We start from the raw sequence: 19,018 nt of genomic DNA on the forward strand, positions 1-19,018 counted from the left end.
CAGCCAGCGCCGCGAGCTTCGCGGCCGAATGACGATAGAACGCGCGAATGCCCCTTGGGATCAACGCCCCATGGCGAGAAATTTATCGCCGCGCTGCCGCTTCAGTTCGTCTGCCGTCTTCGGCACGAGCGCTGCAACTTCCTCATCGATCGCGCGGCGAAGCGATTCGATCGCTTCGGAAGGGTTGCGATGAGCGCCTCCCATAGGCTCGGGCACGATCCGATCTATGACGCCCAGCGCTTCCAGATTCTGTGCCGTCACCTGCATCGCGGTGGCCGCATCCGCTGCCTTGTCGGCAGTTCGCCATAGAATCGAGGCGCAGCCCTCGGGTGAAATCACCGAGTAAATCGCATGTTCGAACATCAGCAGCCGGTTGGCCGCGGCAAGCGCGACGGCGCCACCCGAACCGCCCTCGCCCACAATCGCGGCGACCATTGGTACGCCCAGAGCCAGACAGCGCTCCGTCGACCGGGCGATGGCTTCCGCCTGACCGCGCTCCTCGGCCTGCACACCGGGGAACGCGCCCGAGGTATCGACGAGCGTGACCACTGGCAGCCCGAACCGATCGGCAAGATCCATGAGGCGGATCGCCTTGCGATAGCCCTCCGGCTTTCCCATCCCGAAATTATGCCTCACCCGGCTCTCGGTATCATGGCCCTTTTCATGGCCAATGAGCATGACGCGCTGCCCGCCAATCGTCGCGAGCCCGCCCACGATCGCCTTGTCGTCGGCAAACGCGCGATCCCCCGCCAGCGGCAGGAAATCCGTGCACATTCCCGCGACATAGTCCCGGAAGTGCGGACGCTCCGGGTGGCGCGCAACCTGCGTCTTCTGCCAGGGCGTCAGCTTGCCATAGAGCTCCGCAAGCATCACGTTTGATCGGCCCTGAAGGCGCTCAATCTCGGCATCAATGTCGATGGCGCCATCCTGCGCTGTCTCGCGCAGTTCCGCGATCCGCGACTGAAGCGCGGCGACCGGCTTCTCGAAATCCAGAAAGCTGTTCATCCCGGCGAGTTAGGCGCGACGCGGCGCTAGGTCAACGAGCGGGTGACGGGCATTCACCAGCGCGACCAGTCGCGCGGCATCTACGTGCGTGTAGATCTGGGTCGTCGCGATGTCCGCATGGCCGAGCATGGCCTGTAGCGCGCGCAGATCCGCACCCCCTTCCAGCAAATGCGTGGCGAAGGCGTGGCGCAAGACATGCGGGCTGACTTTCGACGGATCGAGTCCCGCCTCCGCCGCCAGCGCACGCACGATCTGAAAAAGCCGCACCCGGCTGAGGAAGCTCTTCCCCGCCGGAAAAAGATAGAGCGCATCTTCGGGTAAGTGCTCACGCCACCGGGCCACGGCTGCCCGCGCCCGATCCGAAATGGGAACGAGCCGCTCGCGCCCGCCCTTGCCGCGCAGGATGATGAAAGGCCGATCCGCCGCAAGCGCACGCGCAGGGAGCGAGACGAGTTCGCTGGCGCGGAGCCCCGAACCGTAAAGCAGTTCGATCAGCGCCGAGAGTCGCATGTCGAGAGGATTGACGGGATCTTTCGCGAGCCGCGCGTCGATCGCCGCGAACAGCGCATCGACCGCTTCATGCCCCAGTATCTTGGGCAAGGGCCGCCGGACCGCCGGCTTTGGCAAGCAGGAGGACGGATTGTCGGGTCGCACGCCCTCCGCCTCCATAAAGGCGAAAAAACCCCGCAGAGCCGAAGATTTACGAGCGAGGCTGGAGGGAGCGAGATCAGCCCAAACGCTCTCCAGCGCGCGCAGACTCTCACCGGTCGCATGCGTCAGCCTGGCCAACCGTCGGGCAGCTTCCTCAAGATCGCGACGGTAGGCGAGCAACGTGTTGCGTGCGGCGCCGCGCTCCGCCGCCAGCATCGCCAGATAGCGATCGATTGATCGCGCATCCTCGACGGAAAGAGGGGGCAGATCCTCCGCGCCCCAGGGCATCAGGTGCGCGCCATCGCCTCAGCGGCGATCATCCGCGCCTCCGCGCCCAATCCTACGCGGGTCAGCGCAGCCGTGATGAAATAAAGATGATCTGCCGGCAGACTATCCCACCGGCCCGTCTGCAGACCGACCGCCACGAGGAGCGCAACCGTACCCTGCTCCCGACGGGCGGCAGCGGACATGAGCGCACGCGCCCAACGGGTGCGCGGCGTCGGAGCGATTTTCGCTTCCGCCAAAATGCTATCTCTGCTCCCATCGGGCAAACGCCCCAGTCCTCCCAACGCCGCAACGAGCAGCCGTCCACTCACACCGGCCTCGTCACTGCCGATGAAGCGCGAAATTCGGCTTGCGGAAAGATCGACCTGCGGCGTCGGAGAACCGGTCGCGAGCAACGCCCATGCCCGCTCGCCCGGAGCACCTTCCAGACTGCCCACGACGCCGCCCCATCTCTGGGCAGACCGGTCAAAGCCGGAGGACAGCATGGCCGCGATGAGCCACGGCGTGTCGTCGCCAGCATCGGCAGTGGGAGTCAGCACTGCTGCCGCGCGCGCCAGCACAGGCAGGGCCGCATAATCGACGCCCCCCGGACCGGCTACGCCGTCAGCCGGAGACCGCGACCAGAAGCTCCGCATAGCGCCAATGCGTTCGCTTATGCTTTCGCCTGCGTAGGCGGTGCGAAGAAGATCGCCGATGTCACTCGCGCTTGATCCATTCTCGGACGCATCGGCATATTCCGACCAGAATGTGCGCGCTGCGTCGCCGGAGAAGACTCCCAGCCGTGTCGCGACAGCGACGCCGCGCTGGCGCCTCTCATAGGACAGGGTCGGCGCGCGTGCCTCCCACGCCCGCACCTGCGGCCCAACGGTCGAAAACAAGGCTTCGGGAATTTCGACATTGGTCGCGGTAGCTAAGCCAAAACGCCAGTTGGTGAGCTGGTTCACACCATCCCACTCGATCTTGACCGAGCGTCGGCTGTTCGGGCCGCTGCCCACCACTTTCTCGGCAAGGCGATAGTCGATGCCTCGAGCGATGCCGCGCCGGCTCGCCTGCGCCAGCAGCGCGCTTGCCTGCCCTTGCTCGACGGAGAAGGACGCGCAAATCGCCTGCGCCATGAACCAGCCAGGTTCATCGGAAAAATCGCGTGCACGAGGCAGCAGCGGGCAGAAACCAGCAGGGTCAGCCGTGGCAAGTTGCGCCTGCATCGCCACAGCGTAGAGCCGCTTGGTATATCGGTCGGAATCGACGCTCTGCACGAGAAGGCGGGCAGCGTCCGCCTCACCCATGCGCACGAGCAGCCAGGCCCGCTCCGCCGTCCAGTCGGCACCGTTGATCTCCCCGGGCGTCCGCGTGCCGCTCAGCAGCGCGCGACGCAGGAGAATGCTCCCCCAACGCGATACGAACGGTGCGCGGGAGGACCGCATAAGCGAGGCCAGAAATGGCCCGCGCGTGACGCCGAAGGCATTGACGGGAAGGCCCCCGCTCGCTGACGTCAATGGGCCGATCTGAGCGAGTGAGCGCCGGGCCGTCGCCGGAAGATCATATTTCTCCGCAATCGCGGCTTCGTTGACGGAAGCGTTATTCCCCCCGGACGAAAGGGCCGCAGCCCCCTCCGCAATGGCGAGCGCCGGGTTCGTCGGAAGTGCGAGCGTAGGAGCACTCGCATTACCGGTGCTGCCGGCCGGCCTCGACGGCGCAGGGCCGGGCTCCGGACCACTTTCGCCAAACCCCTCGGGCAGCAGTGACTCCGGACCGTTTTGCGCAAGCACAGGTATGCCGATCGCCAGCAGCGTTGCCGCGAATAGCCATGCCCCGCTTACCGGTTTCACGTCGTGGCCCTCAAACTACTTGCCGAGTTGATCGGCCGGAATCGTCTTTTCGACGGTTTGGAGCGGCTGAGGCCCGCCCCGCATCCATGCGAGCGCAAAAACAGCCAGAATGACGAGCAGCAGGATGATGACGACGATGGAAATCGGGCTGCGACGCCGGCGATAGGGATCTTGGCGAGATAATTTCATGATCCGTTTCGAATTTGCCTCATGAGGATATGCCAGCCTGAGTCGGAACCGTCGTTTCCACAGGGAAAAGGGCGATTGCTTGTCCGGCAGGCGGATGTATAGCCCCGCACGTCATGCAGCGAAACCGCAAATATGAGGTCGACGATGTCCGCCGGACCCTCGTGCTGGTCGGCATGATGGGAGTCGGCAAGACGACGATCGGTCGACGGCTGGCGACACGGCTCGGTCTTCCCTTTGTCGATGCCGACGAGGAAATCGAGAAAGCGGCGGGCATGACCGTCCAGGAAATCTTCGACAAGTTCGGCGAAGCGCATTTCCGCGATGGCGAACGCCGGGTGATCGCGCGGCTTATCGACGGCGAGGCCAAGATCATCGCCACGGGCGGCGGCGCCTTCGTCAATGACGAGACCCGCTCGCTGATCCTCGATCGGGCAACCGCCATCTGGCTGGATGCCGACATTCAGGTGCTGGTTGACCGCGTATCGCGCCGCGATGGGCGCCCACTTCTCAAGGGACGGGACGTGCGCGAGGTTCTGCTCGAACTCGCCAAGGTGCGCCGCCCGTTCTACCAGCAAGCGCCAATCCACATCCAAAGCTCCGCCTCGCCGCACGACGCGACGGTGGAGAAGATATTGAAAGCCGTGAAGCTATGTCCGTAATCCCTGTGGAACTGGGCGCACGCGCCTATGATGTCCGTATCGAGGGTGGCCTGCTCGACGATGCGGGCGCTGCGCTCGCGCCTTTCGCGTCCAAGCGCCCGCTCGCGGTCATCACTGACGATCGCGTAGCGGCACTGCAGTGGCCTCGCCTCGAAGCGGCGCTAGGCCGCGCCGGCCTTGCCAGCACACTGCTCGTGGTGCCGAGCGGCGAAGGGACGAAAAGCTGGTCGCAGCTGGAAGCCGTGACCGACTGGCTGATCGAACAGGGCACGGAGCGGAACGATCATGTCATCGCACTGGGCGGCGGTGTCATCGGCGATCTGGTCGGGTTTGCCTGCGCCATCCTCAAGCGGGGTTGCGCTTTCGTGCAGATACCAACGACTTTGCTCGCGCAGGTCGACAGCAGCGTAGGCGGCAAGACGGCAATCAACTCCCGCGCGGGCAAGAACCTCGTCGGCGCGTTTCACCAGCCGAGCTTCGTCCTGATCGACCCGACGGTTCTGGACACGCTCGACCGCCGGACCGTGGCCGCGGGCTATGCCGAGGTCGTGAAATATGGCCTGATCGACAATGCGCCCTTCTTCGCCTGGTGCGAGGCCAATGGCGAAGCGCTTCTGTCCGGCGATGCGGCCGCGCGGGAATACGCCATCGGCACCAGTGTCGCCGCCAAGGCGGCTATCGTGCGCGACGACGAGCGCGAGACGAGTGGCCGACGTGCCCTACTGAACCTTGGCCACACCTTCGGCCATGCACTGGAGGCCGAGCATGGCTTTCGGGACAGCCTGCTCCACGGTGAAGCCGTGGCGGCAGGTATGGCGCTGGCGTTCCATTATTCGGTGCGGCGCGGCCATTGCCCGGCTGAGGACGCCGCGCGGGTTACCGCGCATTTGCGCGCCTCGGGGCTGCCTGCGAGCCTCGTCGATGCCAAAGTCTCAGCGAGCGGCGAGCAACTGGTGGGTCATATGCTTCACGACAAGAAGATGGCGGCGGGCACCCTGCCCTTCCTGCTGGCGAACGGCATCGGCCAGACCTATCTCGCCAAGGACGTGGACCTTGCCGACGTTGCCGCGTTCCTGGACTCAGATATCGCTAGAAACGGCTGAACCGCCACGCCGCGACCAGCCACGCGCCGATCATGATGGCGCCGCCAACGGGTGTGACGGCGCCCAGCCATCTAGGCGCACCGAGCGCCATCGCGTAAAGCGTGAACGCAAAGATCGCCGCTCCCCCGAGCATGGACGCAGCGATACCCGGCTGCGACACCCCCCGAATCAGCACAAGCGCGGCGACCGCATGAACGAGCTGATAAAAGGCGCCGGTCCGCAGCCATTCCGCAGCCTGCGCCGAAGAGGCGCCGTGTGCGCCGAACGCCCCCGCCGCGATGGCCAGAGCAGCGCTGAGAGCAGCGATCGTCGCGATCATGCATCGTCTCCGATAAGCGGTTCCGGCGAAAGCTTCATCGCCCGGCTGGGGTTCCAGATGAGATCCCGCGCAGCCAGCAGGTTGCCCTCGGCGAGTTGCTTGTCCAACCGCGCCTGATCGTTGAGGCGATATTGATGCTCTATCTCCGCAACCTCGTCCGGCGACACACCCAGTTCGGCAAGGGCCATCCGGCCCATCGCCACTGAGGACTCGAAAAGTTCGCGCTGGACATGCGCAATCTCCATACCGTCGAAGGCGATGACCTGACGACGATCGAAAGCACGAACGAAAATTGCGGCCTGGGGAAAGGCTTCAACGATGGGCTTCATTGCCTTGGGGCCGAAGTTCCTGTCGTCATGGCAGAAGGCGATCAGCGATGCATCCTCGGCGCCTGCACGGCGAAGCAGATCGACCCGGGTTCCGTCGCCATAATAGACCTTGGTATTGAACTGGCCGGACAGTTCGATTTGCGCGGGCTTCTGATCAATCAGGGTTACGCGAGTGCCCTGCCGCCAGAGCATCTGTGCGACTGTCTGGCCGAAACGACCATAGCCCACCACGATCACACCGCCGCGCGGCGCGTCGTCTGGCCCCTCGAGATCCTTGTCGCCGGCGGCCGAGAACTCCAGCCGACGCGCGAGAACGAGCAGAAACGGCGTGGTCATCATCGAAAGGGTGACGATGGCGCTGAACATGCTGCCGGCGGACGCCTCAATAAGAAGCGCGGTCTGGGCTTGTCCGAACAATACGAACGCAAATTCGCCGCCCTGACTGAGCAGTAGTCCCAGAGCGAGCGCTCCGCGAAAATCCATGCCGAAAAGCCGTGCGACCAGTGTGATAATCCCCACCTTGATGACCACCAGCATGATGGCCATGCCGAAGATAAAGAACGGGGAGCGGGCAATGACGCCAAGGTCCAGTACCATTCCGACCGCAACAAAGAACAGCCCGAGCAGGATGGTGCGAAACGGCTCCACATCGGCCTCTATCTCATGCCGATAGGGGGAATCGGCGAGCATGACACCGGCGACGAAGGCGCCGAGCGCGGTAGAAAGATGCAGCGCGTGCATAAGCGACGCGGCCGTGAGAACTGTGAAGAGACCCAGCGCCACGAACAGCTCCCGCTCGCCCAATCGCCCGACGAGTGACAGGAGCGGCTGAAGAACGAACCGCCCGACCAGCACCAGCCCGATTATGGCCCCCATCGTATAAAGGACTAGGAGCCAGCCCGGCGGAGCGCTGGGATCGGCCGGTGCACGAGACAGGGTCGCGATGATCGTGATCAGGGGAACAATGGCAAGGTCCTGAAACAGGAGGACGGAAAACGCCTTTTCCCCGAATGGCGAGTTGATCCGCCCGCTGGATTTAAGGCCCGGCAACACCTGCGCGGTCGACGAGAGCGCGAGCGGCAAACCAAGGGCAAGCGCCGCCGGCCCGCTGAAGCCCGTCGCCACGAAAATGAAGGCGGCAAGCGCCAGCCCGCAGAGCGTGACCTGCATGAGGCCAAGCCCGAAAATGTCGCGTTTCAAGCGCCACAGACGGGAGGGGTTGAGTTCAAGCCCTACGAGGAAGAGCAGCAGCACGATGCCGATTTCGGCAATCGCCATCTTGCTTTCGCCGCCGCCGACCAGCCCGAGCCCGAATGGCCCCACAAGCGCGCCCGCAACGAGATAACCTAGCACGGCGCCCAAGCCGAACCGCCGGAAGAGAATGACGAACGCAAGCGCGGCCGCGAGCAGGATCACACCTTCGGACAGAAGGAAATCGGTCGCTGTCATGACTTTAAGTTCTCAGACAACGCCACCGCCATCGCCTCGGGCGCGGCTTCGAAAGCCAGCCGGAGGGAAGCGTGACGCGCGGGATAATTACGCCCGGTCGCCAGAAGCGCGAGATCCGGCCAGTCGGGAACTTCCTCGGTCGTGCCGGACAGATAATCGGACCAGTCCGCTGTCACCCGCGCGACCTCCTCCGCCGATCGACCCACGATTCCACGCGCGAGCGCTGTCGCCGCCGCCTGCCCCAGCGCGCAAGCCTGCGCCTGAATGCCGATGCCCGCCGCTCGGCCCTGTTCATCGAGCCGAAGCGTCAGGACGACCCGACTTCCGCAAATCGGCGAGCGCTTCTCGACCGTCGCGTCCGCACCATCGAGCGGAGGATAGTCCGCCACTGCCGCCGCCAGCCGAAGCACGGCCATTCCATAGAGCGGCTCATTCATCCTTGTCACCGCCATCCGATTGCGCGTCGCTTTCACCCGAAATGGCGCCCATGAGCCCGCCATGATCGCTGCGCTCCTCCAGCCAGGCACTCATCGCGAGGCTGCTCGCGGTCAGCAGGGGGAAGACATGAGCCGTGCGCATCCACTCGGGTCGCCGCTCGGACGCCCCGTAAAGCGTGTTGAAGAACAGCGTGAACAACATGAACAGGACCGTTGCGAACAAGAGCCCCTTGAGACCGCCAAGACCGAAGCCGAGCGCGCGATCTACCGGCCCGAGCAGCGATGCCCGGCTCGACTTGCCAAGCTGACCAGCGAACAGCTTGGCAGCGCCCACGATGCTCCCGAAAACAAGGAAGAAAGCGAGAATCGCTGCGCCACCTGCCGTCCCGATCCATGCGGTTAGAAGCTCCGTGACGGGCGCATGAAAAAGGCGGAGTGCGACCATGCCGGCGAAAAGCCCGGCAATGCCGATCACTTCCGCGACGAAGCCTCGCATGACGCCGCGCACGGATGTCCAGCCGATCACGAGCAACACGGCGATGTCGAGGGCGGTCATATCGTTCGGCTAGTCTCGCCCAAGGCTGTGGTCAACAAACTGCGCGAGAGAACCGAAACGCCGCACCGAAATACCGCCCGGCGCGTCCGTGCAGCCGCGCGGTACGAGTCCGCTCGAAAAGCCCAGCTTGGCGGCCTCACGCAGGCGCAAAGCGGCGTGGGCGACGGGTCGGATCTCGCCTGACAGCGCAATCTCGCCCATAAGGACGGCATCGGTCGGCATCGGCCGCTCCGAGAGGGCAGAAATCAGCGCGCCCGCGACCGCTAGATCAGCAGCAGGATCCTGCAGGCGATAGCCGCCAGCGACATTCAGATAGACCTCGCACGAGGCGAAGCTCAGTCCGCAGCGGGCCTCGAGCACCGCGAGGATCATCGCAAGCCGGCCACTGTCCCACCCAACGACGGCACGGCGCGGCGTGGCGCCGCTCGCCAGCCGAACGGTCAGCGCCTGAATTTCCACCAGCACAGGCCGGGTGCCTTCCAGCGCCGGAAAGACCGATGTTCCCGCGATAGCTTCATCACGTGAGCCAAGAAACAGCGCGGAGGGATTGCCGACTTCCGCAAGCCCCTCTTCCCCCATGGTGAACACGCCGATCTCGTCCGTGCCCCCGAACCGGTTCTTGGTGGCGCGAAGAATCCGGTACTGGTGGCTCCGCTCGCCTTCGAATGCCAGGACGGTATCGACCATGTGCTCCAGCACACGCGGACCGGCGAGCGATCCGTCCTTGGTCACATGGCCGACGAGGATCAGGGCAGTTCCGCCCTGCTTGGCGAAGCGAATGAGTTCCTGCGCGCTGGCGCGCACCTGACTGACCGTACCCGGCGCGCCCTCTATGAGATCGCTGTGCATGGTTTGGATCGAATCGATCACCAGCAGGTCCGGCGCGCGCCCATTCCCCAGGGTCGTCAATATGTCCCGGACGGAGGTGGCGCTCGCCAGCGCGACCGGGGCGTTCCCCAAGCCCAGCCGCTTTGCCCGTAGCCGCACCTGATCCGCAGCTTCCTCTCCGCTGATATAAACCACGCGCTTGCCCGAAGAGGCAATAAGGGCCGCCGCCTGAAGCAGCAGCGTGGATTTGCCGATGCCGGGATCGCCGCCGATGAGCGTTGCGGAGCCGGCGACCAGGCCACCGCCGAGCGCCCGGTCGAACTCTGCGATGCTCGTGGTGAGACGGGGCGGGAGCGCAATCTCGCTATCAAGGCCGATGAGCGAAATCGATCGCCCGCCCGTCTGCAAATCATGCTTGGCGGAGAAGGCAGTGGCACCTGCCTCCTCCACCAGAGTGTTCCATTCTCCACAATCGTCGCATTGCCCCTGCCAGCGGCTCGCTACGGACCCGCAGGACTGGCAGACAAACCGCTTTTTGACCTTCACCATTCCGCATCAATAGACGGAACGAACAGCGAACGCCAGTGGTGTCGGAGGGTTAGTTCGCGAGAAGGATTTCCTCGATCTCGGAAATGGGGTGGCTGGCGAGATCCTTGGCCAGTTCGCCGGAAAGGCGGCGCTCCACTTCCTTATGATAATGCTTGCGCAGTTCGCCCAACGTGTTGGCCGGTGCGACGACGATCAAGCTCTCATATTCATTCGCCAGCGCACGCTCGCGAAGAAGCGCGGCAGCATCCGCCGCGAAGCGATCTTCCTCTTGTTGGTGGAAGTCCACTTCTTCCATGGCGCTTCGCGCCGCTCCCACCGACGAGTGCGCACGTCCGGGACGGTCGGTTCCCTGATCGCGGTCGGCTGGATTATCCCGTTCCTCGACAGTCTCGACCTTGAGGTTCGGATAGGTCGCGTCGCCATGATTGCGGAGCATCAACATCTTGCGGCCATCCAGCACCATGACCAGCGCGTCCGTTTCGATCTGCATCGCTCTCTCCTCATGTTGGCAGCAGTTACAGCGACATAACGTGGCAAATGGCGACGAAGTTGCGCGATTGCGCCAAATCGGGCTTGCGGAGCGTTAGCAAGGCAGAGATGAGGAGACAGATGCTCAAGGTCGCAAGCTACAACATCCGTAAGGCCATCGGCACCGACCGGCGGCGCAAGCCCGAACGGATCATCGAGGTCCTCAACGAAATCGACGCGGACGTCATCGCGCTTCAAGAAGCGGATCGCCGCTTCGGCATTCGCCACGCCATCCTGCCCGAGCGGATGCTGGAAGCTCATAGCGACTACACCGCCGTCCCACTCTCCCTCCGGACAGAGAGCATGGGCTGGCACGGCAATGCGCTCTTGGTGAGGCGTGGCATCGAGCTCGTCGAGCGAGACATCATCCACCTGCCTTGCATCGAGCCGCGCGGCGCAGTCACGGCTCTCGTCCGGCACAAGGGGTATGATATCCGCCTGATCGGCATGCATCTCGACCTTTCCGGCCTGTGGCGCCGGCGGCAGGCGGCCGCGATTCTGCATCACCTCTCGCTTGACTCGACGATGGCCGCGGACGCTGTCCTTGCCATGGGCGATCTCAACGAATGGAGCCAGGGCGGCTGCCTGCGGGACTTCGAGCGTGCGTTCACGATTGCTCCGTGCGGTCGCTCCTATCATGCGGGCCGGCCGCTTGCCGCGCTCGATCGCATCATGTGGCAGGGAAAGCTGTCTATCGCCGAGTGTGGCGTGCATGCGAGCATCGTCTCTCGCCGTGCCTCGGACCATCTGCCCATCTGGGCATCGTTCGATTTCTCGGATTGAGCCTCGACATCCTGTTCGCGCCCGCGCATCCTGCCTAACGAGATGCGGGAGAAGGAACTGCGGCTGGCGCTGATCTGCTATGGCGGCGTGAGTCTCGCCGTCTATATGCACGGCGTCACAAAGGAAATCTGGCACCTGGCTCAGGCGAGTCGGGCACAGCTCGATAACGAGCCGCTCGCGCCGTCATCGAGTGGCGCGATTTATCAGCAGATTTTGGCGGACGCACAGCGCCGCTTGAACCTCAAGCTCCGCGTCGTGCCGGATATCATCTCGGGCGCAAGCGCCGGGGGCATAAACGGTGTTTTCCTCGCCCATGCGCTGGAGAGCGGCCAATCGCTCGACCCGCTCACCGAGCTCTGGTTGAAGTCGGCCGATGCCGACACGCTGCTCGACCCGGACGCGCGCCCCCTCTCCCGCTTCACCAAATTCTGGGCCGCGCCGCTGCTATGGCTGCTGATGCGCCGACGCGGCGACACCGTGGAACGTACCGTTGCGCCCGAAACGCGCGAGGAAGTGCGCCGCAAGCTCTCGAATCTCGTGCGGGCAAGATGGTTCGCCCCTCCGTTCGGCGGAGAGGGCTTTTCCGGGCTGCTGCTCGATGCGTTCGATGCAATGGCGGCGGCGCCAGCGGGAAAGCCGCTCCTGCCCGATGGGCATCCGCTCGATCTGTTCGTGACCGTGACCGACTTTAGCGGTCATGAAGAAGCGCTGGCACTCAACAGCCCACCGGAAGTCATCGAGACAGAGCACCGCCTCACCATCGGTTTCAAGGCGCGTGGCTTTCGGCCCCGCATGCTCGCGGAGACAGCCGAGCTTGCGTTTGCGGCGCGGGCCACGGCAAGTTTTCCTGGCGCCTTCCCCCCGTTCACGGCGCGGGAGCTGGATCGGGTTTTGGATCGGCGGGGGCAGGCATGGCCTTCCCGGGAGCGCTTTCTTGCGCGGATTCTCTCGCGCCGACACGCGGCGCGCGACGTCGAGGATGTCGTGCTCATCGATGGTTCGGTGCTGGCCAACGCACCCTTCGCGCAGGCGATTGCCGCTCTCAAGGATCGACCGGCCCGGCGCCCGGTCGATCGGCGCTTCGTCTATATCGAACCGACGCCCTCAAGCCGCAATTTCCGCCTGACATCGCCTGCACCTGCGGAACCGGGCGAACTGCCGCCCCTCCCCGGCTTTTTCCGCACCATCTTCGGTGCCGTGAGCGACATTCCGCGCGAGCAGCCGATCCGCGATAATCTGGAGACCATTGCCGAGCGCTCCCGCCGGATTCGCCGGATGCAGCACATTGTCGAAGCGCTGCGGCCAGACATCGAACAGACGGTCGAGCGAACCATGGGTCGCACGCTGTTCTTGACGCGTCCCACCGCACGGCGCCTCGCAAGCTGGCGCGCGCGTCTGCACGGCAAAGCTGTGAAGGCCGCAGGCTTCGCCTATCCGGCCTACGCCCATCTCAAGCTCTCGGGAATCGTGGAGACCCTGGCGGCGACCGTCTCCGATCTGAAAGGGCACAACAGCGTCGCTCAGCGAGAAGCGCAGCGCCAAAGCCTATGGGCGGAAGTGCGGGCACGCAGGATCGACCAGGTGACGAATAGCGGTCGCGACGCGGCCTCGGCCGATCTCATCACTTTCTATCGGCAACATGATATCGAGTTCAGGATCCGTCGTCTGCGTTTTCTCACGCGTCTTATGGTCGATGCGGGGCAGAACGACGTGCCTGACGATGGTGGTCCCGCCACGAACGAAGCACGAGCGGCAATGCGGGAGATGCTCTATTCGGCAATCACCCGCTATGCCGACCGTCAGATGCCCGCGTGGATTGTAGCCACAGTTCCGGACCTCCCCGTCGCCTCATTGAGCGACGCGGCAACAGCCTTGGCGACGATCGCTTCAGCGCGCAGTCTCGACGACCTGGACGAGGAAACGGACGCGGCGCTTAGCGAGGCGCTCGTTGCCTTGCCCACAGAGGAACGACGCGTGTTGCTGCGCGGTTATCTTGGTTACCCTTTTTACGATATAGCGACTTTGCCGATTCTTCAGGGCGAAGGGCTGGACGAATATGATCCGATCCGGGTCGATCGCATCTCACCGGATGATGCTTCCGCGATCCGGTCCGGGGGCGCTGCGGCAACGCTGCGCGGCATCGAGTTCAACTGCTTCGGCGCCTTCTTCAGCAGGGCGTATCGGGAGAATGATTACCTCTGGGGTCGCCTGCATGGCGCCGACCGCCTGATCGATATTCTGCTCTCTACCCTGCCGGAGGAAACCAAGGTCGCCGCAGAATATAAGCGTCGCATCTTTTTGGCGATCCTCGATGAAGAGGAACCCCGCCTCAAGCGGATGTCTTCCTTGATTGCCGATCTGCGCGAGGAAGTGAAGGCGATCAGGCCGGCTTCGTGAGCGTCACCTGCATCACGTCGATACCCCGCCCGAGAAACCCGCCTTCGCAATACATGAGATAATAGCGCCAGAGATTGACGAACCGCTCGTCGAACCGCGGCGGCAGCGCACCGGATTCAACGACGGCATCGAAGCGCTTACGCCAACTCCGCAGGGTCCAGGCATAATCATGGCCAAAGCTGTGGCTATCCGCACCCCACTCGAGTCCCTGACTCTGCGCGATGGTACGAAAGGTCGGCACATCGATGAGGCAGCCGCCTGGGAAAATATAGCGCTGAATGAAGTCGGCGCTCCGACGGTAGGCCGGGAAAAGCGCATGATCGATGGAGATGAATTGGATGGATGCGCGTCCACCCGGCCGCAGCAAGCGCGAGATGGCGCCAAGATATGCCGGCCAGTAGCCATGCCCCACGGCTTCCGCCATTTCGATGCTCACAATGGCATCGAACTGACCCTCGACATCGCGATAGTCCTGAAGCCTGACTTCGACATCAGGGCTCTGGGGCAGCCTCATTATCGCTGCCTCGCGCTGCTCAGTGGAAAGCGTGAGCCCGACATAGCTGATCCGGTGGCGCTCCAGCGCACGCGCAGCAAGGCCGCCCCAGCCACAGCCAATCTCCAGCAGCCGTTCGCCGTCTTTAAGCGCCAGCCGATCAAGCGCGGCATCGATCTTACGGATCTGCGCGTCCTCGAGCTTCTCGCGCGGATGGGAAGGCATCGCGCTGGAATAGGTCAGCGTCTCATCCAGCCACAAACGGTAAAAATCATTCCCGAGGTCATAATGCTCAGCGATGTTTCGCTTCGACCCGCGCCGGGTATTTCCGCGGCCCGCATGACTGAGGACGTTGCCCAATCGGGCCATACCCTTTGCCCTGGCGCTTCCCCCAAGCGTGCGAGCGTTCGCCATGAACAGGGCAAAGAGCGGCACAGGATCGGGGCTATGCCACTCGCCTGCCGCCCAGCCCTCGTACCAGCCGATCGACCCCGATCGCACGAGGCGAAGCAAGGGCCGCCAGTTGGACAAGTGGACGACGCAGGCGAAACCGGGTGTCCGCCCGCCAAGCAGACGCACAGTGCCATCGGGCAAGTGGGCCTCCAAAGACCCTTCCCTCAAACCCTTGTCGATGCGGGACAGGACGGCATCGAACGGCCAATCCGGCAACAAGCGCCACAGCGAACGCCGGCTCTGCGCCAGCGCCCTGCGGATTGCCGCTCGGCGAAATCCCAGACGAGGCGAGGAGACGTTCATGACCGCCTTATGGCTCCAAGAACGCCCTCAGCACAATCGTCTGTCGCAGCGCCGACGAACTTGGGCCTATTTGATCCGCGCGTAGGCCCCGAGCGCCCGTTCCCGTGCTTCCTTGTGCCCCACGATCTTGGGCGGATAGGCCTCGGGACGGCAACTATGCGCCTCTGGATCATGGATCGCCGCGTCCGGCAGGGCGGCCAGTTCCGGCACCCATTGGCGGATATAGTCTGCAGCCTCGAATTTTTCTGACTGAGTCAAAGGCGCCATGATGCGGACGAACATGTTGGAATCCACGCCGCTGCCCGCCACCCACTGCCAGTTGACTGCGTTATTTCCATGGTCCGCGTCCACCAGCGTGTCCCAGAACCAGCGCTCCCCAACTCGCCAGTCGACGAGCAGATGCTTGATGAGGAAGGATGCGGCAATCATGCGGACGCGATTGTGCATCCAGCCGGTCGCCCAGAGCTGGCGCATGCCTGCGTCCACGATCGGGTAGCCGGTTCGCCCTTCCCGCCAGGCGGCAATATCGCTCTTCGCCTCTCGGCCGTCGCGCCAGACCAAGCGATCGAACGTCTCGCGACCATTGGCCGTCGCATAATCCGGCATGGCGAGGATGATGTTCTGGGCATAGTCTCGCCAGACAATCTCTTTGAGGAAGGTCTGCACGCCTTCTTCGGAGCGCCCACCCTTCCCGGCGAGCGCATGCCATATCCGCGCCGGCGAGATTTCTCCGAAATGAAGATGGGGAGAGAGGCGCGAACTCCCCTCGATTGCTGGCAGATCGCGTCCGGCCGCGTAGGCATCTGCCACGTCCTCGAAGTCCTCAAGACGCGCCGCGGCCCCCGCTTCACCAGGCGTCCACTCTTCCTTGAAGCCGGCAGCCCAGTCAGGCTTCGAGGGAAGTAGACCCCAATCCTCCAGCCGATCGCTAGCTGGCCAACGAGATGGCGCCGGGATCTCCGCAGGCGCGGATTGCGGCGTGGCCGGCGGCATATGCTGAAGCAGCGCGCGCATGAACGGCGTGTAGATACGATAGGGAGTACCGGAACCGGTGCGAAGCGCGCCAGGCGGCAGCAGATAGTTGCCGTCATGGAGCTGAAGATCGACACGGCCAGCGAGCTCGGCTTCCGCGCGTCGCCACCATGGCTCATAATGACAAAGCGCATGAACGGCAGACGCCCCTGTCTCGTCGTGCAGCTTCGCGATGTCGTCCACTGCCCGGCCGCGTCGCAGAATCAACCGCGATCCCCTCTCCCGCAGGTGTCGGTCAAGAGTGGCGAGACTATGATGAAGCCACCAGCGCGACGCCCCGCCCATGGCGCGATCACCGGGCGAACTATCATCGAGAACATAGACCGGGATGACTGGGCCCGCGCGGCACGCGGCAAGCAAGGCCGGCTGATCGGCGATCCGCAAATCGCGGCGAAGCCAGAGAATCACGGGACTGGTCATCAGACAGTCTGGTCTAGCGAGCGGTGGCGCATCGCGCAGTAACGAATGGGGAGAAAGATCAGGCCCGGCGGGCCGACTTCAACATGCTTGCCTCATGCGCAAGAAAAGCCGCGACGTCGTTTGCCGCGAGGGGCCGGGAGTAAAGGAAGCCCTGACCGGTGTCACATCCCATTCCCACGAGATGCCGTTCCTGCGCCGTCGTCTCCACGCCTTCCGCAACGACCTCGAGGCCCAGACAATGTCCGAGATTGACGACGGTCGCCGAAATAGCCTCCGCATCCGGGCTCGATCCGAGCTTGCCGATGAACGACTTGTCGATCTTGAGGATATCGACTGGGAACTGATTGAGGTGAGAGAGCGAGGCATAGCCAGTGCCGAAATCATCGAGCGCGATACGGATTCCGTTATCACTGAGACACCGCAAGGCGTCCCTCACATCCTCGGCTCCCTGCCCGAGAAACACGGTCTCCGTGACTTCGATCTGAATACAGGCCGCAGGGACACGGCATTCCCGCAAACGATCTAGGAGCGTGTGCGCAAAGGCCTTTCTGCGGAAATCGACAGCGGCGACGTTCAACGCAACATGGCCGAAAGGCACCCCCGCTTCGAGCCAGCTCTGCACGTCATGCAGCACTTTTTCGAGCATCCGTTCGCCGATCTGGCCGCCCAGCCCCGGATCGTCGAAGGCCGCGCCAATGCGATCGGGACCGGCAAGAGACCCGTCGCGCGCGCGCCAGCGTAGCAGCGCCTCGAAACCGATCGTGGCGGAAGTGCGCAGGGAAATCTTCGGCTGGTAATGCGCCATGATGGCGTCATTCTGCAGCGCATAGCGCGCGGCGCCGATCATCGCCTGATGCCGCTCGACCTCGACCATCATCTGCGGCTCGAAAACTCTCATCGTCGCTCTGCCGCCGGCCTTAGCCGCATAAAGGGCGATGTCCGCCGCCTTCATCACGTCTGATCGCACTTTGCCATCGCGCGGGATAAAGCTCGCGCCGATGCTCGCGCTGCATTCCATCAGCCGACCGGCGTAGTTGAAGGGCTCGCGCAACTGCTCGAAAATGCGTGCCGCGGTGCGTTCCACCTTCCGGTCGGCCCGCGCAGCCAGTACCAGGGCAAACTCGTCGCCCCCCGTGCGCGCGACCATGTCGCCCTCTTCCACAGCCGCCTTAAGCTGGCTGGCGAAGCGGCACAGAAGCGCATCTCCCGCATCGTGGCCCAACGTGTCATTGATTGCCTTGAAATTATCGACGTCGACGATCAGCAGAGCGCCCCCGCCAGGTTGGCCGCCGATCTCGAGCATAGCATCCAGCCGGTCCTGCAGCACGGCGCGGTTGGGCAGGCCAGTGAGCGCATCATGCTGCGCGATCCAAATCGCGCTTTCCTCGGACTTCTTTTGATGGGTGATGTCCCGAGCGACAACGATCAGCCGTCCGGCCTCCTCCGAGATACGGCTGATGATAATATCGAACCAGCGCGCGTTTCCGGCCTCGTCGAGATGCTGGATAGTAAGGTTGCCCTGAACGCCCGCCTTTGCCTCTTCCAGTACCTGGGCACCCAAGGGGCGATCACGCTCGGGCAGAAGATCGAGCCATGCCTGCCCGACACACGCAGTGCCCGCGTAGCTGGAGTCGTTCGGACGGTTGCAGAAGAACACACAATGATCCTCATCGAGGATGAGCGTGTAATCCGGGCTGGCGCGGAGGATCGTTTCGTTGAGAGACTCGCTGCGCTCCAGCTCTCCAAGCGCGGTCATACGGGCAACCGTCATTCCATGAAGGGAGAATGCCGCCGAGATGATCGTCAGCAGGTAGATCGGCAACTGAATACTGATGAGCGGCATGATCGGCTCAGGCGAGAGCAGGCCCGCAATGGCGCAGGGCATGAGAACAAGACACACCATCGTCCCCGCGAGCCGGGGCGTTCCGAAATTCCGCAGGCAAATCCCACAGACCATGGCCGCCGCAGACAGGCAAGCGATCGTCGCCAGCACCCAGTCGCCGCTTGTCAGGCATAGGAAGGTTCCAATGCCGACCGACGCGGCCCAGGCACAGGCCAGCACGGTCGCTACGCGCCGGGGCGGTTCCTCGCCCCTTTTCATCGCGCGCAGACCCTTGAGCAAGACCGTCAGCCGGCCTGCTCCAAGAGCGATCTCGAAAAGGACCCAGACAAGGAACGCCAGCATAGGCTGTCGCCACATGGCGACCGACGCCACGACGATGCTGTTGATGATGCCGCCCATGAAAATCGGCACGGACGTGAAAAGCCCGTTCATGAGCTGGATCTCGATTGCGGCAGGCAAATCAGCCTTCGACCGCAGGAGCCACCCCGCCAGTCCTAGTTCGGGCTGCTGCCGCTGATCCATGTCGTAAGAAACTCAAATTGTTGTTCATCCTTCGTACAAGGCAATCGTTAACAAGC

The 19,018-nt window shown here is 63.7% G+C and carries 17 protein-coding genes; 4 read left to right on the top strand and 13 right to left on the bottom strand.

The window, feature by feature from the left end:
* Nucleotides 1-60: 60 nt before the first annotated feature.
* From ACNAOH_RS02925 to ACNAOH_RS02940, 4 genes are read right to left on the bottom strand one after another with little or no spacing between them, the layout of a single operon-like run.
* The gene (locus tag ACNAOH_RS02925; RefSeq protein ID WP_443971280.1) at nucleotides 61-1,005 is read right to left on the bottom strand and encodes an acetyl-CoA carboxylase carboxyltransferase subunit alpha; all 945 of its coding nucleotides are present in this window, start codon (nucleotides 1,003-1,005) and stop codon (nucleotides 61-63) included.
* 9 nt (nucleotides 1,006-1,014) lie between these two features.
* Nucleotides 1,015-1,944: a tyrosine recombinase gene (locus tag ACNAOH_RS02930; RefSeq protein ID WP_443971281.1), complete on the bottom strand. Its 930-nt coding sequence runs from the start codon at nucleotides 1,942-1,944 to the stop codon at nucleotides 1,015-1,017.
* On the bottom strand, nucleotides 1,944-3,770 hold the full coding sequence (locus tag ACNAOH_RS02935; protein ID WP_443971282.1) for a hypothetical protein: 1,827 nt from the start codon (nucleotides 3,768-3,770) through the stop codon (nucleotides 1,944-1,946). Before ACNAOH_RS02935 ends, ACNAOH_RS02930 begins: the two co-directional genes overlap by 1 nt.
* A 15-nt stretch (nucleotides 3,771-3,785) precedes the next feature.
* Nucleotides 3,786-3,959, bottom strand: a complete 174-nt coding sequence (locus ACNAOH_RS02940) for a hypothetical protein (RefSeq protein WP_443971283.1) — start codon at nucleotides 3,957-3,959, stop codon at nucleotides 3,786-3,788.
* Nucleotides 3,960-4,072: 113 nt separating this feature from the next.
* On the opposite strand from ACNAOH_RS02940, the gene ACNAOH_RS02945 reads away from it, so the two are divergent.
* Together ACNAOH_RS02945 and aroB are read left to right on the top strand one after the other, a co-directional pair.
* Nucleotides 4,073-4,618 carry a shikimate kinase gene (locus ACNAOH_RS02945; protein WP_443971284.1) on the top strand — a complete coding sequence of 182 codons (546 nt, stop codon included), beginning with the start codon at nucleotides 4,073-4,075 and terminating at the stop codon, nucleotides 4,616-4,618.
* Nucleotides 4,609-5,721 (top strand): 3-dehydroquinate synthase, encoded by a 1,113-nt coding sequence (aroB, locus tag ACNAOH_RS02950; RefSeq protein ID WP_443971285.1) that lies wholly within the window; start codon nucleotides 4,609-4,611, stop codon nucleotides 5,719-5,721. The genes ACNAOH_RS02945 and aroB overlap by 10 nt, the downstream gene beginning before the upstream one ends.
* Here the strand turns inward: aroB and ACNAOH_RS02955 are convergent.
* From ACNAOH_RS02955 to ACNAOH_RS02980, 6 genes are read right to left on the bottom strand one after another with little or no spacing between them, the layout of a single operon-like run.
* A complete protein-coding gene (locus tag ACNAOH_RS02955) occupies nucleotides 5,708-6,040 on the bottom strand; it encodes a DUF423 domain-containing protein (RefSeq protein ID WP_443971286.1) in 333 nt (110 codons plus the stop codon). The two genes, aroB and ACNAOH_RS02955, sit on opposite strands and share 14 nt — an antisense overlap.
* On the bottom strand, nucleotides 6,037-7,818 hold the full coding sequence (locus tag ACNAOH_RS02960) for a cation:proton antiporter domain-containing protein (protein WP_443971287.1): 1,782 nt from the start codon (nucleotides 7,816-7,818) through the stop codon (nucleotides 6,037-6,039). The genes ACNAOH_RS02955 and ACNAOH_RS02960 overlap by 4 nt, the downstream gene beginning before the upstream one ends.
* Nucleotides 7,815-8,255 (bottom strand): iron-sulfur cluster assembly scaffold protein, encoded by a 441-nt coding sequence (locus ACNAOH_RS02965; RefSeq protein ID WP_443971288.1) that lies wholly within the window; start codon nucleotides 8,253-8,255, stop codon nucleotides 7,815-7,817. Before ACNAOH_RS02965 ends, ACNAOH_RS02960 begins: the two co-directional genes overlap by 4 nt.
* The gene (locus tag ACNAOH_RS02970; protein WP_443971289.1) at nucleotides 8,248-8,811 is read right to left on the bottom strand and encodes a CvpA family protein; all 564 of its coding nucleotides are present in this window, start codon (nucleotides 8,809-8,811) and stop codon (nucleotides 8,248-8,250) included. The genes ACNAOH_RS02965 and ACNAOH_RS02970 overlap by 8 nt, the downstream gene beginning before the upstream one ends.
* 9 nt (nucleotides 8,812-8,820) lie before the next feature.
* The gene (gene radA, locus ACNAOH_RS02975) at nucleotides 8,821-10,188 is read right to left on the bottom strand and encodes a DNA repair protein RadA (protein WP_443971290.1); all 1,368 of its coding nucleotides are present in this window, start codon (nucleotides 10,186-10,188) and stop codon (nucleotides 8,821-8,823) included.
* 49 nt (nucleotides 10,189-10,237) lie between these two features.
* On the bottom strand, nucleotides 10,238-10,678 hold the full coding sequence (locus tag ACNAOH_RS02980) for a host attachment family protein (protein ID WP_443971291.1): 441 nt from the start codon (nucleotides 10,676-10,678) through the stop codon (nucleotides 10,238-10,240).
* Between the two features lie 119 nt (nucleotides 10,679-10,797).
* Between ACNAOH_RS02980 and ACNAOH_RS02985 the strand changes: the two genes are divergently transcribed.
* On the top strand, nucleotides 10,798-11,499 hold the full coding sequence (locus ACNAOH_RS02985) for an endonuclease/exonuclease/phosphatase family protein (protein WP_443971292.1): 702 nt from the start codon (nucleotides 10,798-10,800) through the stop codon (nucleotides 11,497-11,499).
* Nucleotides 11,500-11,541: 42 nt separating this feature from the next.
* Nucleotides 11,542-13,896 carry a patatin-like protein gene (locus tag ACNAOH_RS02990; RefSeq protein ID WP_443971293.1) on the top strand — a complete coding sequence of 785 codons (2,355 nt, stop codon included), beginning with the start codon at nucleotides 11,542-11,544 and terminating at the stop codon, nucleotides 13,894-13,896.
* Here ACNAOH_RS02990 and ACNAOH_RS02995 read toward each other — a convergent pair.
* The 3 genes from ACNAOH_RS02995 to ACNAOH_RS03005 all read right to left on the bottom strand — a co-directional run bounded on the left by ACNAOH_RS02995 (nucleotide 13,880) and on the right by ACNAOH_RS03005 (nucleotide 18,962).
* Nucleotides 13,880-15,145, bottom strand: coding sequence for a class I SAM-dependent methyltransferase (locus ACNAOH_RS02995; RefSeq protein ID WP_443971294.1), 1,266 nt, complete (start codon nucleotides 15,143-15,145; stop codon nucleotides 13,880-13,882). The two genes, ACNAOH_RS02990 and ACNAOH_RS02995, sit on opposite strands and share 17 nt — an antisense overlap.
* A gap of 66 nt (nucleotides 15,146-15,211) precedes the next feature.
* Nucleotides 15,212-16,597 carry a cryptochrome/photolyase family protein gene (locus ACNAOH_RS03000; RefSeq protein WP_443971295.1) on the bottom strand — a complete coding sequence of 462 codons (1,386 nt, stop codon included), beginning with the start codon at nucleotides 16,595-16,597 and terminating at the stop codon, nucleotides 15,212-15,214.
* Nucleotides 16,598-16,655: 58 nt separating this feature from the next.
* Nucleotides 16,656-18,962, bottom strand: a complete 2,307-nt coding sequence (locus tag ACNAOH_RS03005) for a putative bifunctional diguanylate cyclase/phosphodiesterase (protein WP_443971296.1) — start codon at nucleotides 18,960-18,962, stop codon at nucleotides 16,656-16,658.
* Nucleotides 18,963-19,018 lie beyond the last annotated feature (56 nt).

The sequence above is a fragment of the Sphingobium sp. CR28 genome, assembly GCF_052327305.1.
In the GTDB taxonomy this organism is placed as follows: Bacteria; Pseudomonadota; Alphaproteobacteria; order Sphingomonadales; family Sphingomonadaceae; genus Sphingobium.